Source organism: Marinobacterium sp. xm-d-530 (genome assembly GCF_013283365.1).
In the GTDB taxonomy this organism is placed as follows: Bacteria; Pseudomonadota; Gammaproteobacteria; order Pseudomonadales; family Balneatricaceae; genus Marinobacterium_E.
The window spans coordinates 15,734-31,637 of record NZ_WBYM01000003.1; the positions used below are offsets into that span (position 1 = coordinate 15,734).

The following is a 15,904-nucleotide window of genomic DNA, read 5'->3' on the forward strand; positions in this document are numbered from 1 at the left end:
CGGGAGGGGGCTGCAGCACTTGGCATACAGCCCGATGTTCAATTAGGCCCTTACTCGTTCTCTAGCTCGATATCGATACCGAGAGAACGGATCTCTTTGATCAGCACGTTAAATGATTCAGGCATGCCTGGATCCATGCTGTGGTCGCCATCGACGATGTTCTTATACATCTTCGTACGACCATTCACGTCATCGGATTTGACTGTGAGCATCTCTTGAAGCGTGTAAGCTGCGCCGTACGCTTCCAGTGCCCAAACCTCCATCTCACCGAAGCGCTGACCACCGAACTGAGCTTTACCACCCAGCGGCTGCTGAGTAACAAGGCTGTAAGAGCCGGTTGAACGTGCGTGCATCTTGTCATCAACCAAGTGGTTAAGTTTCAGCATGTACATGTAGCCAACAGTCACTGGACGGTCGAACTTGTCGCCTGTGCGACCATCGAACAGATCCACCTGTCCACTGTCATTCATGTCTGCAAGACGCAGCAGCGCTTTGATTTCAGATTCTTTAGCACCATCAAAGACTGGAGTCGCTAGTGGAACACCCGCTTTGAGGTTTTCAGCCAGAGCCAAGATCTCGTCATCGCTGAATGACTTAAGATCTTCTTTACGAGCACACTCTAGGCCGCTGTGCTGTGCGTTGTAGACGGCTTCAAGGAATTCACGAACTTCCTTAACTTTTTCAGCCTTCTTACGCTCAACTTCCAGCATGGTGTTGATCTTACGACCAAGACCTTTCGCTGCAGCACCCATGTGAGTCTCAAGGATCTGACCTACGTTCATACGAGACGGTACACCCAGTGGGTTAAGAACCACATCAACTGGCTCACCGTTCTCATCGTAAGGCATATCTTCGACAGGCATGATAACTGAGATAACACCCTTGTTACCGTGACGACCTGCCATCTTGTCACCAGGCTGTACGCGACGCTTAGTTGCTACGTAAACCTTAACAATCTTAAGTACGCCAGGCGCTAGATCATCACCTGTCTGAAGCTTGCTCTTCTTATCTTCGAAGCGCTTATCCAGCATTTCACGACGCTCTTCAAGCTGCTTCTTAGCCGCTTCAAGCATCTCTGCAGCTGCACTGTCAGATACGCGAATCTTGAACCACTCATCGTGTTTAAGATCAGCAAGGAATTCAGACGTGATCTCTTGACCCTTCTTAAGACCAGCACCACCGTCAGCTTTAAGGCCAACTAGTGTGCGCTCAAGACGCTCGAAAGTTGCTACTTCAACAATGCGGAACTCGTCATCAAGGTCTTTACGGATGCTTGCAAGTTCAGCTTGCTCGATAGCGATTGCACGCTCATCTTTTTCAACACCGTCACGAGTGAAGACCTGAACGTCGATAACCTTACCAACAGTACCTGTCTTAACACGTAGAGAAGTGTCTTTAACATCAGACGCTTTCTCACCGAAGATCGCACGCAGTAGCTTCTCTTCAGGAGTCAATTGAGTTTCGCCTTTAGGCGTTACTTTACCTACTAGAATGTCACCAGGACCTACTTCAGCACCAATGTGCACGATGCCTGATTCGTCTAGTTTAGCGAGTGCAGATTCACCAACATTCGGGATATCCGCAGTAATCTCTTCAGAGCCTAGCTTAGTATCACGAGAGACACAGGTTAGCTCTTGAATGTGGATCGTAGTGAAACGATCTTCTTGAACAACACGCTCAGAGATTAGGATCGAGTCCTCGAAGTTGAAACCGTTCCAAGGCATGAACGCGATACGCATGTTCTGGCCAAGGGCTAGCTCACCAAGGTCAACCGATGGACCATCGGCTAGGATATCACCACGTGATACCTGCTCACCTAGGTTAACGATCGCACGCTGGTTGATACATGTGTTCTGGTTCGAACGCACGTACTTAGTTAGGTTGTAGATATCTACACCTGCATCGCCTGCAGTAATTTCGTCATCGTTAACGCGAACAACCACACGGCTTGCGTCAACTGATTCAATAACACCGCCACGCTTAGCAACCACACAGACGCCAGAGTCACGAGCGATGTTGCGCTCGATACCGGTACCAACAAGCGGCTTATCAGCCTTCAGTGTTGGAACAGCCTGACGTTGCATGTTCGATCCCATCAATGCACGGTTCGCATCATCGTGTTCAAGGAACGGGATAAGAGCTGCCGCAACCGATACAACCTGACGTGGTGAAACGTCCATGTACTGTACGCGCTCTTTAGGCATTACGGTTGTTTCGTTCAAGTGACGAACAGTGACCAGCTCATCAGTCAGTTTGTTCTTCGCATCCACCGTTGCCGAAGCCTGTGCGATAACGAAGTTAGACTCTTCGATAGCTGATAGGTAATCGATGTCGTCTGTTACCTGACCATCAACAACGCGACGGTAAGGAGTCTCTAGGAAGCCGTAGTTGTTTGTACGAGCAAACACAGCTAACGAGTTGATCAGACCGATGTTTGGACCTTCAGGAGTCTCGATAGGACATACACGACCGTAGTGAGTTGGGTGTACGTCACGAACCTCGAAGCCCGCGCGCTCACGCGTTAGACCACCTGGGCCTAGTGCAGAGACACGACGCTTGTGAGTTACTTCGGAAAGCGGGTTGTTCTGGTCCATGAACTGTGACAGCTGCGACGAGCCAAAGAACTCTTTAATGGCAGCTGCAACTGGCTTAGCGTTGATCAGATCCTGAGGCATCAGGTTGTCTGATTCAGCCATGCTTAGGCGCTCACGTACAGCACGCTCTACACGAACAAGACCGACACGGAATTGGTTCTCAGCCATCTCACCAACTGAACGGATACGACGGTTACCAAGGTGGTCGATATCGTCAACAACGCCTTTACCGTTACGGATCTCGATCAGTGTCTTCATAACATCTAGGATGTCATCTTTAGACAGAATGCCTGAACCTGTCTCCTCTTCACGACCAAGACGGCGGTTGAACTTCATACGACCTACCGCAGAAAGATCGTAGCGCTCTTCAGAGAAGAATAGATTTTCAAATAGTGATTCTGCTGACTCTTTCGTTGGTGGCTCACCAGGACGCATCATGCGGTAGATCTCTACCAATGCTTCTAGCTGGTTACGAGTCGGGTCAATACGAAGAGTGTCAGAAACGAATGGACCACAATCCAATTCGTTAGTGTAAAGCGTTTCGAAACGTTCGATCTTAGCTTCTTGAAGCTTAGCTACCGCCTCTTCAGTCAGCTCGGTGTTACAAGGAAGCAGTACTTCACCTGTAGCAGGATCAACGATATCTTTAGCTAGAGCTTTGCCCACTAGGTACTCTGCAGGAGTCTCTAGTTGAGTCATACCCTCTTTCTGCATCTGACGGATGTGGCGCGGAGTGATACGGCGACCCGCTTCAACAATCACATCACCTTTAGGTGTAAGGATCTCGAAGCTCATTGTTTCACCACGTAGGCGCTCAGGAATAAGATCCATCTGAATCTTATCTTTCGATAGATTCCAGCCAGTCGTGTCAAAGAAGATATCTAGAATCTCTTCTGCTTGGAAACCAAGCGCGCGCATCAAGATAGTCGCAGGCAGTTTACGGCGACGGTCGATACGAACAAATAGAGAGTCTTTTGGATCAAACTCGAAGTCGAGCCAAGAACCACGGTAAGGAATGATTCGAGCAGAGTAAAGCAATTTGCCCGATGAGTGTGTTTTACCCTTGTCGTGATCGAAGAATACACCAGGTGAACGGTGGAGCTGCGATACGATTACGCGCTCAGTACCATTGACAACAAAGGTACCATTCTCAGTCATGAGCGGCATTTCGCCCATGTAAACTTCTTGCTCTTTAATGTCTTTAACCGCTTTCGTAGACGAATCGCGATCGTAGATCACCAGACGCACTTTAACGCGAAGTGGCGCTGCGTAGGTGATACCACGCTGCTGACACTCTTTTACGTCAAAGACAGGCTCACCTAGGCGATAACCAGCGTATTCCAAAGCAGCGTTTCCAGAGTAAGAAACGATTGGGAATACAGAATTGAATGCGGCATGAAGCCCCTCTTCGGTGCGACCTTCAGAAGTAGCGCCCGCCTCTAGAAACTTACGATATGAATCCAGCTGTGTCGCGAGCAGGTAAGGTAGTTCCATTACCTGACCGAGTTTACTGAAATCCTTTCGGATACGTTTCTTCTCAGTGTATGAATAAGCCATCAGTGTTCCCCAGCATGTGCATCTAGGTTGAGAAACCAAACTCGATAAATTATCGAGCAATTCGTTCCGTTAAAAAGTCTATCTACTAATAACGGAAAAAGGCCGGTGGCATTTTTGCCACCAGCCATACGCTTTTTAAGCAGCGTAGAGCTGCTTAATGCGCAGCAAGCTCAAGTTATTACTTAAGCTCGACAGAAGCGCCAGCTGCTTCAAGATCAGCTTTGATCTGCTCAGCTTCTTCTTTAGAAGCGCCTTCTTTAACAGTTGAAGGTGCACCGTCAACCATCTCTTTCGCTTCTTTAAGACCAAGGCCAGTTACTGCACGAACTACCTTGATTACGTTTACTTTCTTATCGCCAGCAGAAGCTAGAACAACGTCGAAGTCAGTCTTCTCTTCTGCAGCACCGCCAGCATCGCCAGCAGGACCAGCAACTACTGCAGCTGCAGCAGATACGCCGAATTTTTCTTCCATTGCAGAAACTAGTTCAACAACGTCCATTACTGACATTTCAGCAATTGCATTTAGGATATCGTCTTTAGACAGAGACATGATTAATTCCTTTATTAAATCGGTTACTTAGCAACCAGCCAATTAAGCTGCTTGCTCTTCTTTCTGAACGCGTACCGCATCGATAGCACGTACGAGCTTGCCAGCAGCTGCTTCTTTCATGCAGCTCATTAGCTTCGCTAGTGCTTCGTCGTATGTCGGTAGGCTTGCTAGCATTGCGATATCAACGATCTCGCCTTCGAAGGCAGCTGTTTTCAGCTCAAACTTGTCATTGCCTTTTGCAAAGTCTTTCAAGATACGGGCGCCAGCGCCTGGGTGCTCTTGAGAGAAAGCAATGATAGTTGGACCTACGAACGAGTCCGCTAGACATTCATAAGCTGTACCCTCTACTGCACGACGTGCTAGCGTGTTACGTACGACTTTAAGCCATACACCCGCTTCACGTGCCTGCTTACGCAGTGCAGTCATATCGCCTACTTCAACGCCGCGGGAATCCGCAACGACAGCAGACAATGCAGAGCCAGCAGCTTCCTGAACCTCAGCGACGATCGCTTTTTTCTGTTCAAGTCCTATTGCCACAATTTACTCCTGGTTGTCTTTCGACATATTTACCAACCACCCCGCTTACGCGAGGCATGAGTACGGCTAAAATGATTCCGAGGAATCTCACCGTCTGCGCAGGCTGGTTGGCCCATTAAGATGCCACTGAAGAATCAATAGCATCACCTGCGGTCTTTGACGGTCTTCGTCTCTGTCAGACAGGTCTGAAGACCCTCAAATACCTTTGCTGGAGGATTAAGCGTCTAGTGACGCAACATCCACCTGTAGACCCGGTCCCATAGTGGTAGACAGGGTTACTTTCTTAACGTAGACGCCTTTAGCAGACGCTGGCTTAAGTTTCTTAAGCTCAGCAAGTAGAGCCGCTACGTTTTCAGCGATTTGGTTTGGCTCGAAGCCTACTTTACCAACTGACGCGTGAATGATGCCGTTCTTATCAGTACGGAAACGTACCTGACCAGATTTAGCATTCTTAACTGCACCAGCAACATCTGGAGTTACAGTACCAACCTTAGGGTTTGGCATTAGGCCACGTGGACCAAGCACTGTACCTAGCGCACCAACAACGCGCATAGCGTCTGGGCTTGCAATTACTACGTCGAAGTCTAGGTTGCCAGCTTTAACTGACTCAGCAAGATCTTCAAAACCAACAACGTCCGCGCCCGCTTCTTTTGCTTTCTCAGCGTTTTCGCCTTGAGCAAATACAGCAACACGAACTTCTTTACCTGTACCGTTTGGAAGAACACTTGAACCACGTACAACCTGGTCAGATTTCTTCGGATCAACACCTAGGTTGATCGCAACATCTACAGACTCAGCGAATTTAACAGCAGAAACTTCTGAAAGAATCTGAGCAGCATCAGCAGCAGCGTACAATTTACCCGCTTCTACTTTTTCAGCGATCGCCTTTTGACGTTTAGTCAACTTAGCCATTACTCATCACCCTCCACAACTAGACCCATGCGACGTGCAGAACCTGCAATCGTACGTACCGCTGCATCCATGTCCGCAGCAGTAAGGTCAGCCATTTTAATTGTTGCAATCTCTTCAAGCTGAGCGCGAGTAACAGTACCCACTTTCTCAGTGTTTGGACGAGATGAACCAGATTTAAGACCAACCGCTTTCTTCAATAGGATTGAAGCTGGTGGAGTCTTAGTGATGAACGTAAAGCTACGATCAGCGTATACAGTGATAACCACTGGAATTGGCATACCAGGTTCCATCGATTGAGTCTGTGCGTTGAACGCTTTACAGAACTCCATGATGTTCACACCGTGTTGACCTAGCGCAGGACCTACTGGCGGACTTGGGTTCGCCTGACCTGCTTTAACCTGCAACTTAATGTAGGCTTCTATCTTCTTAGCCATTGAGCTACTCCTTTGGGTACAAGCGCCTCTCGGCTCCCCTTTACACAACAAAAACCGAGCAGCCTTTCAGCCACTCAGTTCGTTAAAAACCTTCGTTAAACTTTTTCGACCTGACGGAACTCAAGTTCAACCGGTGTTGAGCGACCGAAGATCAATACAGCCACTTTCAGACGTGACTTCTCGTAATCAACCTCTTCAACAACACCATTGAAGTCAGCGAATGGGCCATCATTAACACGCACCATCTCACCCGCTTCAAACATCGTCTTAGGACGTGGCTTATCAACACCACTCTCTACACGACGTAGAATCTCATCAGCTTCACGCTGAGTAATTGGTGCAGGCTTATCTGCCGTACCACCTATGAAACCTAGAACACGTGGCGTACTCTTAACCATGTGCCAAGTTTCGTCGTTCATAACCATGTTAACGAGCACATAACCTGGGTAGAACTTGCGCTCAGACTTACGCTTCTTACCATCACGGATCTCTACAACCTCTTCTGTTGGCACAAGGATATCGCCAAACAGATCTCCCATACCGTGACGCTCGATCGCTTCTAGCAGACCAGCCTGAACACGCTTCTCATAACCAGAGTAAGCGTGAACAACGTACCAGCGCATCTTTTCTGAACTCATAGAAACCTCTTAACCAATAAAGCCAGACACTACCCAGCCGAGTAGCGAGTCCAGACCCCAAAGCAAAAGACCAACAATCAATACAGCCACAACAACGATCAAGGTCGTCTGCAACGTCTCTTGACGAGTTGGCCATACCACTTTGCGAATCTCATTCTTCGCCTCTTTGAATAGACGGAAGAACGCTTTACCTTTTGCCGTTTGAAGTGCAACAAAGCCAGCTACAATTGCGAGCGCAACTAACGCAAGCACACGATAGAGCAGTGACTCGTTAGCGTAGACGGAGTTACCGACCACACCAACAGCAACGATCGCAATAACAACAAGCCACTTCAGGCTGTCAAATTTAGACACGTCGTCAGAAACTTTTGAGTTCACCAGAACCTCTACTAATCAAACACTTAAGCTAGATTTGCTGCATATAAACCACCTGTAAAAGGTGGCAGGGTAGGAGGGACTCGAACCCCCAACCTGCGGTTTTGGAGACCGCTGCTCTGCCAATTGAGCCACTACCCTATACAACAAGGGACGCGCATTATACCCGCCTAAAATCTCAGTTTCAACTGATAAAACCAAGAAATTCAGCAGCCTATGCGGTATTGAAAACCCACTTCAAAACGCTCTGACACCTACTCCAAGACGTAAAAAAAGGCAGACAATTAATCTACCTTACATATGTCATGGAGCTCATGGGCGGATTTGAACCGCCGACCTCACCCTTACCAAGGGTGTGCTCTACCCCTGAGCTACATGAGCGAATATCGTCGATTGGAGCGGGTAGCGGGAATCGAACCCGCCTCTTCAGCTTGGAAGGCTGAGGTAATAGCCACTATACCATACCCGCCGAAGGAGCTATCGAAATGGTGGTGGGAGATGGATTCGAACCATCGAAGCTTTCGCGTCGGATTTACAATCCGATCCCTTTGGCCACTCGGGAATCCCACCAGTACTTATTGCTGAAATGGTGCCGGCACCAAGAGTCGAACTCGGGACCTACTGATTACAAGTCAGTTGCTCTACCAACTGAGCTATACCGGCTCAGCAATGAAGTGGGGCGTATCTTACTGATCAGGTTTCAGCGTTGCAACCCCTTCGCAGGGTTTTTTTTCAAATTGAGCGCCAGGCCACTGTGTCGCGACCATTTCGATCAATTCTTGATCAAATTCAAACCCTTGTAGGTAGCTTACAGTCACACGAAAAGCATCACTTTGAATGGTGTTAACCTTTTTACGCAACTTGCTCTGTAAATCATCTGGGAACTGCTTTCGCAACTCATCGACGGCAGCATCATCAGGATAGACGCCCATCACTAGTGCACCATCGCGACTCTCGGGAACCCAACCCAGTGACGCCAGCTGATCGAGCAAGGCAACACGACGATCGGCATCTGCTGGCAGGGGCAATTCAACTTTCCAACCTTGCGCAACAGGAGGAATCTTTTCGTAAGCGAGATCTACTCCATAGCCTTCAAGCTGAATAAGCAACCTCTCTGCCTCATAGTCACTCTCTAAAGGCTGAAAATAACCACACTCCCTTGGACGCAATACTAACTGCTCGCTTGCATCAAGTTCATTGGGAAGTCGAAGCGCGGCAGGCCTGATGTCTGGCTGCCTGACGGTGTCTGCAAATCGGTACTCTTGCGCGTACCACAAAAACAGCAGCGCATTCCCTAAAAGCACTAACAACACCAACCAACGTAACATTAAAGTGTCACCCTCTCCGCCAAACTCAATCCATCTAACACCAGGTTTGGCAGACACTCAACCCTAGGTTCTGACTTAATATATTCAAAAAGCTTAAGAGCATCACCACCGGTTAACAGAACACTCGCCTGCTCATTGAAATCTGCTCTTAGAGCCATAATAGAGTGAGCCAGACCGGCAAATACTAACTCCGCACCTGATGAAACACAGCTAGCAGTATCGACTCCACCAAAGGGTTGAGCACTAGCCTCTTGCTCAAAACGGATGTTTGCCGTTTGCCCCAGCAGCGCACTCTGCAGCATTTGGTAACCTGGGGTGATAAATCCACCTGTATGCTGCCCATTTGCCGTCAATAGATCGATGGTCACCGCACTGCCGGCATCAACCAGTATCGCGGGCACTCCCTTCCCTCTCTGAAAAGCAGCCAACAAAACCAACCAACGGTCGACACCTAATCGAGAGACCTCCTCATATCCACAGCGCACACCCGCGCACTCTTTCGAAACACGAGCAAACTCTGGAGTACAGCCATAGCGCTGTTCCAGTTCCGAGGAGAGCCTTTCATTAACCTCTGACGCCGCAACTGAGCTAATCCAAAGAGCATCCACCGATGCATCAGGCCATTGAGGATCAACCAGTCTGGTCACACCCTCGCGTTCAACCCGATCTGATACCAGGCGCCACTTAACTCGACTGTTGCCTATATCCAGTTCAAGACGCACTGTTAACTCCTCGTAAACTAATCTCACCAGCAGAGTAACGGTTTAGCTTACCCTCAACCTCCACTAGCACCTCACCCTGCGCATCCACACCTCGGCAAATACCCTCCACTTCAGCGTGACCCATTAAGAGCCTAACAGGATAATCTTGGAATGCATGGACCGCCTGCCACTGCTGAGCGTATGCCGAGAAACCTTTTGTTTCAAACTCATTTAACAGTTGAGTTAATGATCGGACAATCTCAATCAAAAGCTGAGAACGAGTTAGCGTACCTGACATGTAGTTGCCCAAATCCGACCACTCTTGGTCAATGCTCGAATTGACACTGTCCGGCATCTTCACATTGATCCCAACACCAATCACAGCAGAACACTCACCCGTCAGATCGCCGGCCAGCTCGATCAATACCCCACCCAGCTTACGCTTCTCTAATAGGAGATCATTCGGCCACTTCAACTGCACTCCTGTCACAGCAAGCGAACTCAATGCCTGCTGAACAGCCAACCCAACCGCCAAACTTAGACCTTGGAGTGCTGCCGCGCCCCCTTTAAATTGGCAGCCCAGTGAAAGATACAAATTGGCCGCAAAAGGGCTCACCCACTGACGTCCGCGTCTACCTCGACCCTGCCCCTGATACTCAGCTGCCACTAACACTTTGCGACAGCCATCAGACATATGGGTTTGCGCAACACGATTGGTCGAGTCGACCGAATCTAAAACGTCGATGCGGTCATAGTTAAGAGAGGACAACTCATTTGCGATAAACTGTTCATCAAGCAGATCTAGACCGCCATTGATGCGATAACCCCGCCCTCTCGATGATTGAATAGCGATTCCCAGAGCACTGAGTTTATCTAACTCTTTTCGAAGTGCGGATGAGGATATGTCCAGAATCGCAGCCAGACTGTTACCACTGCGATACTGGCCATCTGCCAGCAGCGATAACAGTCGTTGCACGGTTACGCCTCGCTGCGGTCGTAGACGATGAATGCGTAGGGGTAGCGGTTCGGCTGATCGCCGGCAGGAAAAGATTGACGACCCAACTCTTGCCACTGGCCGTAGTCAATTTCAGGAAAATGAGCATCACCCTCGGGTTCAGCCTCTACCTGTGTCAGGTAGAGACGATCAACAAGAGGTAGCGATTGTGCATAGATCTGAGCACCACCAATAATGACAGCCTCCTCTACCCCATCGATCATAGCCTGTGCCTCACCGACCTCGATAGCCTCTTCTAGGCTTGCCACGATTTTGACACCTTCAGCACTCCAATTCGAATCTCGTGTAATGACGATATTCAAACGACCTGGCAGAGGCTTGCCAATCGACTCAAAGGTTTTGCGACCCATAATAATGGGCTTACCCATGGTCACCTCTTTGAAATAACGCAGATCTTCAGGTAGGTACCAAGGCAGTTTATTGTCATTACCAATAACGCGATTTAAACCCTGAGCGACGATTAAAGCTAATCTCATAACCTCTCCTACTTATACAGAAAATGGGTATTGAATGGCGTCATGGTACTGATAGCCAACCACTTCAAAGTCATCCGTTGTCACCCAGGTTTCGATATCCTCAAGCGATTTAATATCGGGATTGATCTTTAACTGCGGGCTAGGGAAAGGTTCGCGCTTAAGCTGCACGTCACGCATCAACTCCAACTGATCTTCATAGATGTGCGCATTGACGATCTTATGATACGCCTTACCTGGTTTATGACCGGTTATCTGGGCCATCAACGCCAACAACACATAGACCTGAACCTGATTAAAATTGAGGCCCAGCGGCACATCACAACTGCGCTGATAGGATGTTAAAAAGAGCTGATCACCCAATAGCGAAAAGGTGTGGGTATGCATACAAGGACGCAGACAACCAAGATGAAACTCACCCGGGTTGTAGAAGGTCAGGATTTCGCCGCGATCATCGATCCCTTTAGAGAGGTTATCAACAATCTTCTTAAGCTGATCGGTGACGCTGCCATCGGACGCCATCCACTGACGACCCTGCACTCCGTAAACACGCCCCATGTCATCCTCACCTTTACGAGCAGGATTATTCAACCAAGCACCATTCTCGTTTGCGTTAGCATTCCACGTATTACAGCCAATATCACGAAACTGAGCCGCACTATCGTATCCACGTAGGTAACCCAATAGCTCAGCAATAGCCGCTTTGTAAAAACTCTTGCGCGTTGTGACGAGCGGGAACTGATTGCCCGCGACATCATATTCAAGATTGGCATCAATCACTGTTAAACAACGCTTACCGGTGCGCTCATTACCCACCCAGACGCCTTCATCAATGATGCGTTGGCACAACTCTAAATACTGTTTCATCCAATAACCTTAGATTAATTTTTCGACGCAACTGGGCGCATAAGCAGATAAAGCCCAATCAAAATCATGGGTAGAGAGAGTAACTGACCCATTGTTAAAACATCAAACCCAATAAAGCCAAGATGCGCATCCGGCTCCCTAAAGAACTCTACAGCGCTACGAGCAAGGCCGTAACCTAACAAAAAGAGCCCTGAAACCGACCCCAACTTGCGCGGTTTCATTGAGTAGATCCAGACAATTGAGAACAGAACAATACCTTCGAGCAGCGCCTCATAAAGCTGCGAAGGGTGTCTAGCTAACAGGTCGTTGGCACGTGGAAAGATCACACCCCAGGTCTGATCAGTGGCACGCCCCCACAACTCACCACCGATGAAGTTACCCATCCTGCCAGCAGCCAAACCTAAAGGCACGAGCGGGGCGACAAAATCACCGATCTCGAAAAGCGATTTACCCTGACTTTTAGAGAACCAGAGAATGACAGCAACCACCCCTAACAAACCACCATGGAAGGACATCCCCCCTTCCCAAACATGGAATAACCAGAGGGGATTTTCTAAGAAGTAGTCAAAGTGGTAGAAAAGGACATAACCGACTCGGCCACCAAGAATGACACCTAGAGCACCATAAAAAATCAGATCAGAAAGCTGCTTTTCGCTCCATAGACCGGTTCGCTTTGCTTGAACAGTACCCAACCAATAGGCCGAACCGAATGCGAGCAGGTACATAATGCCGTACCAATGAATTTGAAGCGCACCAAAGCCGACCGCAACTGGGTCAATATCATGAGTCCAGATCACGCCAACCCCATCAAGTTAATCAGCAAGAAACGAACACCAATGACCATTAAGAAGATGGCAAAGATCTTTTTCAGGTGTTTTTGTGGCAGAGAGTGCGCCAATTTCGCACCGACTCGAGCAAACTGTGAACTGGCAATCGCAATGCCCACAAAGGCTGGCAGATAGATGTAGCCAACACTATAGGCAGGCATACCCGCCGCATCTTGGCCGGCCCAGATATAAGCCAGAGCACTGAACAGCGCGATGGGCAAACCGACTGCGGCTGAAGTGCCGACTGCTTCACGCATCTCACTGCCTCGAGCGGTCAAGTAGGGCACCGTCAAGGTACCACCGCCGATACCAAAAATAGAGGAGGCTCCACCAATGACTGAACCCGCAACACCCAACTCTAAGTTTTCAGGCGTGCTTTTACCCTGACGCGGCTTCAAATCGAAAGCCATCTGCACTGCGACCATACAGGCAAAAACTCCAAAGATGATTTGAAGATTATCACCACTTAACTGATCAGCGATCCAAACACCGACCATAGCACCAACGGCAACACCGACAGCGAGCGGCTTAAACTGATCAAAGCGAACCGCACCGCGTTTATTATGCGCCAGTACCGAACTGATCGAGGTAACCACAATGGTTGCAAGTGAAGTCGCTACTGCAGCGTGGGTCACAACGACCTCTGGCATCGCCTGAGCCGTAAAGCTAAAGATAAGAACGGGGACGATCAAAAGACCGCCACCAATACCAAAGAGCCCAGCCACAACGCCAGCCACCGAACCTAGAACTAGGTAGGTAATTAATGTCTCTATCATCTAATCGTTTCCTGGAAGAACGGGACGCGTCAACTGTGTCAGACCCGCGTTTTGAAGCGTTTCACGAAGCAATAGGTGAATATCTGAAGACTCATCCATTTTCATCACCTGCCCTAAAAGCAACGCTGCATCTTTATATTCAACACTGCGAATCGCCAACTTAACTTTAGGTAAGTTGGTCGAGTTCATTGAAAGCACGTCATAACCCATCGCCATCAACAGCAACGCACCGCCGGGATCGGCCGCCATCTCACCACAGATAGAGACCTGTTTCTGGTATTTGTGCGCCTCATTAGCAATCAACTGCAGTGCCTGCAACACCGATGGGTGATAGGTGGTGTAGAGATCAGCAACACGCGGATTATTGCGATCAACTGCGAGCAGATACTGAGTCAAATCATTAGAACCGACTGAGACAAAATCGATCAAAGGCGCAAAACGGCCAATTTGATAGACCGCAGCGGGCACTTCAATCATGACGCCAATCTCAGGCTTCTGAAGATCCAACCCCTCCTCCAACAACTCGTTGAACGCCTGATTAATCTGCTCCAGCGCCGCTTCCACCTCTTGAACACTGCTGATCATTGGCAGCATGATCCTTAAGTTATTGAGCCCCTCAGATGCCCGCAACATAGCACGCACCTGAACAAGGAAGATCTCGGGATGATCTAAGGTGACACGAATGCCTCGCCAACCAAGGAATGGGTTCTCTTCCTCAATTGGGAAATAGGGCAACGCCTTATCACCACCAATATCTAGGGTGCGCATGGTTACAGGTTTGGGGGCAAAGGCTTCCAGTTGACGACGGTAACTGTCCGCTTGCTCTAGTTCAGAAGGAAAAGTATCCCTAATCATAAACGGAATTTCTGTACGATAGAGTCCGATACCTTCAGCACCGCGTTTAACCGCACGCTCCACATCTGCCGTCAGACCGGTATTAACCCATAACGTCTGATTGAAACCATCTTGTGTCTCAGCGGGAAGGTCGCGAAGTTGATCCAGGTTAGCCTCAATCGCTCGCTCCTCTTTGAGAATAGAGCTGTAGGCTTCTAACAGATCATCTGTCGGGTCAACGTAGATCCTGCCTGAGTAGCCATCGACAATAACCTGACGACCATCAAGCTTGGTATAGGGCAGCTCAACCACACCCATCAGCGTTGGAATACCCATTGAACGAGCCAATATGGCGGCATGTGAGGAGCCAGAGCCGGTCACAGACACCATACCGACCAACTTATCTTCAGGCACCAAACCGAGCATAGCCGGCGAAAGGTCATCGGCAATCAAAACCGTGTTATCTGGGAAATCAGGAACCCGTTCAGCCCCCTCTTGTTGCATTGCCGAGAGCAGACGACGACCTAAGTCACGAATGTCAGTTGCCCGCTCGCGCAAGTAGGGGTCCTCCATATCGGAGAACTGCCTAACATGAGCTTGAATAACTTCCCGAAGCGCACCCTGAGCCCAGTTTCCTGCCTCAATCTTAGTTCGCACTTCACTTGGAATGGCATTGTCATCCAGCATACGGAGGTAGACTTCGAAGAGCGCCTGCTCCTCTGTTCTAAGGCGCGTCGCTAGAGAGTCAGAGACCTTCTGAATATCTTCCCGCACTTGAACCAGGGCGTGTTCGAAATCTTGCAGTTCTGCCTGGATATCATTGGCCGGCTTGTCAGGCACACTGCGTAGATCTGCAGAGAGCGTTGCCACATAGACATTACCGATAGCGACACCGGGTGCGCCAGCGATACCGACAAAACGCTTCGCCGTGACAGGCTCATCATCCTGTTTAGCGGCAGCAAAAACATCAAGAATGGAGCCGGTGGCCTCGGCATGGGCAATCACGCCAGCGAGCTGAGCCGACAGAGTAACCATGAAAGCCTCTTCAGACTCATCAAAGCGTCGAACTTCCCGCTGCTGAACAACCAACACACCGTGCACTTTACGCTGATGGATAATCGGCACACCAAGGAAGGCGTGGAAGCGCTCCTCACCGGTCGATTGTAGATAGACAACCGAAGGGTGAGTGAAGGCATCTTCAAGGTTGATCGGTTCTGCACGAGAACCGACTAAACCCACGATACCCTCAGTCGAGGATAGAGAGACTTTACCCACCGCGTCCTGATTCAAACCCTCGGTGGCACGAAGCACATAACGATTCGTTTGCGTATCGGTTAGGTAGATGGAGCACACTTCAGTCGACATTGTCTCACGAATGCGACGCACAGTAAGGGAAAGTACCGACTCAAGATCGGACTCACTGCCTACTTCCTGCACAATCTGACGCAATCGAGCGAGCATGCTCATGTGCGACTCCTTTTAGACA

At 49.3% G+C, this 15,904-nt stretch carries 15 protein-coding genes and 5 tRNA genes; all 20 read right to left on the reverse strand.

Translation table 11 applies throughout. The features are described from left to right. Nucleotides 1-50 precede the first annotated feature (50 nt). The gene (rpoB, locus tag XMD530_RS05375; protein WP_173506255.1) at nt 51-4,151 is read right to left on the reverse strand and encodes a DNA-directed RNA polymerase subunit beta; all 4,101 of its coding nucleotides are present in this window, start codon (nt 4,149-4,151) and stop codon (nt 51-53) included. Nucleotides 4,152-4,329: 178 nt separating this feature from the next. After that, nucleotides 4,330-4,701, reverse strand: coding sequence for a 50S ribosomal protein L7/L12 (rplL, locus tag XMD530_RS05380; protein ID WP_173481794.1), 372 nt, complete (start codon nt 4,699-4,701; stop codon nt 4,330-4,332). Nucleotides 4,702-4,743: 42 nt separating this feature from the next. Further along, the gene (gene rplJ, locus XMD530_RS05385) at nt 4,744-5,238 is read right to left on the reverse strand and encodes a 50S ribosomal protein L10 (RefSeq protein ID WP_173481793.1); all 495 of its coding nucleotides are present in this window, start codon (nt 5,236-5,238) and stop codon (nt 4,744-4,746) included. 216 nt (nt 5,239-5,454) lie between these two features. Next, the gene (gene rplA, locus XMD530_RS05390; RefSeq protein ID WP_173481792.1) at nt 5,455-6,150 is read right to left on the reverse strand and encodes a 50S ribosomal protein L1; all 696 of its coding nucleotides are present in this window, start codon (nt 6,148-6,150) and stop codon (nt 5,455-5,457) included. Continuing rightward, a complete protein-coding gene (rplK, locus tag XMD530_RS05395) occupies nt 6,150-6,584 on the reverse strand; it encodes a 50S ribosomal protein L11 (RefSeq protein WP_173481791.1) in 435 nt (144 codons plus the stop codon). The genes rplA and rplK overlap by 1 nt, the downstream gene beginning before the upstream one ends. A 95-nt stretch (nt 6,585-6,679) precedes the next feature. Continuing rightward, nucleotides 6,680-7,222, reverse strand: coding sequence for a transcription termination/antitermination protein NusG (gene nusG, locus XMD530_RS05400; protein ID WP_173506867.1), 543 nt, complete (start codon nt 7,220-7,222; stop codon nt 6,680-6,682). Nucleotides 7,223-7,231: 9 nt separating this feature from the next. Next, nucleotides 7,232-7,600 (reverse strand): preprotein translocase subunit SecE, encoded by a 369-nt coding sequence (gene secE, locus XMD530_RS05405; protein WP_173481789.1) that lies wholly within the window; start codon nt 7,598-7,600, stop codon nt 7,232-7,234. Between the two features lie 62 nt (nt 7,601-7,662). Then, a tRNA-Trp gene (locus XMD530_RS05410) sits at nt 7,663-7,738 on the reverse strand. A 165-nt stretch (nt 7,739-7,903) separates the two neighbouring features. Beyond that, nucleotides 7,904-7,978 (reverse strand) — tRNA-Thr (locus XMD530_RS05415). A gap of 13 nt (nt 7,979-7,991) precedes the next feature. Continuing rightward, nucleotides 7,992-8,066, reverse strand: a tRNA-Gly gene (locus XMD530_RS05420). Nucleotides 8,067-8,083: 17 nt separating this feature from the next. Beyond that, a tRNA-Tyr gene (locus XMD530_RS05425) sits at nt 8,084-8,167 on the reverse strand. A 17-nt stretch (nt 8,168-8,184) separates the two neighbouring features. Further along, nucleotides 8,185-8,260, reverse strand: a tRNA-Thr gene (locus XMD530_RS05430). A gap of 23 nt (nt 8,261-8,283) precedes the next feature. Further along, the gene (locus XMD530_RS05435; RefSeq protein ID WP_173481788.1) at nt 8,284-8,925 is read right to left on the reverse strand and encodes a hypothetical protein; all 642 of its coding nucleotides are present in this window, start codon (nt 8,923-8,925) and stop codon (nt 8,284-8,286) included. Beyond that, on the reverse strand, nt 8,925-9,647 hold the full coding sequence (locus tag XMD530_RS05440) for a type III pantothenate kinase (RefSeq protein WP_173482537.1): 723 nt from the start codon (nt 9,645-9,647) through the stop codon (nt 8,925-8,927). Before XMD530_RS05440 ends, XMD530_RS05435 begins: the two co-directional genes overlap by 1 nt. After that, on the reverse strand, nt 9,637-10,602 hold the full coding sequence (gene birA, locus XMD530_RS05445) for a bifunctional biotin--[acetyl-CoA-carboxylase] ligase/biotin operon repressor BirA (protein WP_173481786.1): 966 nt from the start codon (nt 10,600-10,602) through the stop codon (nt 9,637-9,639). The genes XMD530_RS05440 and birA overlap by 11 nt, the downstream gene beginning before the upstream one ends. Nucleotides 10,603-10,604: 2 nt before the next feature. Further along, nucleotides 10,605-11,117: a dihydrofolate reductase gene (locus XMD530_RS05450; RefSeq protein ID WP_173481785.1), complete on the reverse strand. Its 513-nt coding sequence runs from the start codon at nt 11,115-11,117 to the stop codon at nt 10,605-10,607. Between the two features lie 12 nt (nt 11,118-11,129). Then, nucleotides 11,130-11,981 (reverse strand): thymidylate synthase, encoded by an 852-nt coding sequence (locus XMD530_RS05455; protein WP_173481784.1) that lies wholly within the window; start codon nt 11,979-11,981, stop codon nt 11,130-11,132. Between the two features lie 14 nt (nt 11,982-11,995). Further along, on the reverse strand, nt 11,996-12,775 hold the full coding sequence (gene lgt / locus XMD530_RS05460; RefSeq protein ID WP_173481817.1) for a prolipoprotein diacylglyceryl transferase: 780 nt from the start codon (nt 12,773-12,775) through the stop codon (nt 11,996-11,998). Next, nucleotides 12,775-13,584 carry a sulfite exporter TauE/SafE family protein gene (locus XMD530_RS05465; RefSeq protein WP_173481783.1) on the reverse strand — a complete coding sequence of 270 codons (810 nt, stop codon included), beginning with the start codon at nt 13,582-13,584 and terminating at the stop codon, nt 12,775-12,777. The genes lgt and XMD530_RS05465 overlap by 1 nt, the downstream gene beginning before the upstream one ends. After that, nucleotides 13,585-15,879 carry a phosphoenolpyruvate--protein phosphotransferase gene (gene ptsP, locus XMD530_RS05470; protein WP_173506959.1) on the reverse strand — a complete coding sequence of 765 codons (2,295 nt, stop codon included), beginning with the start codon at nt 15,877-15,879 and terminating at the stop codon, nt 13,585-13,587. Nucleotides 15,880-15,904: the final 25 nt, after the last annotated feature.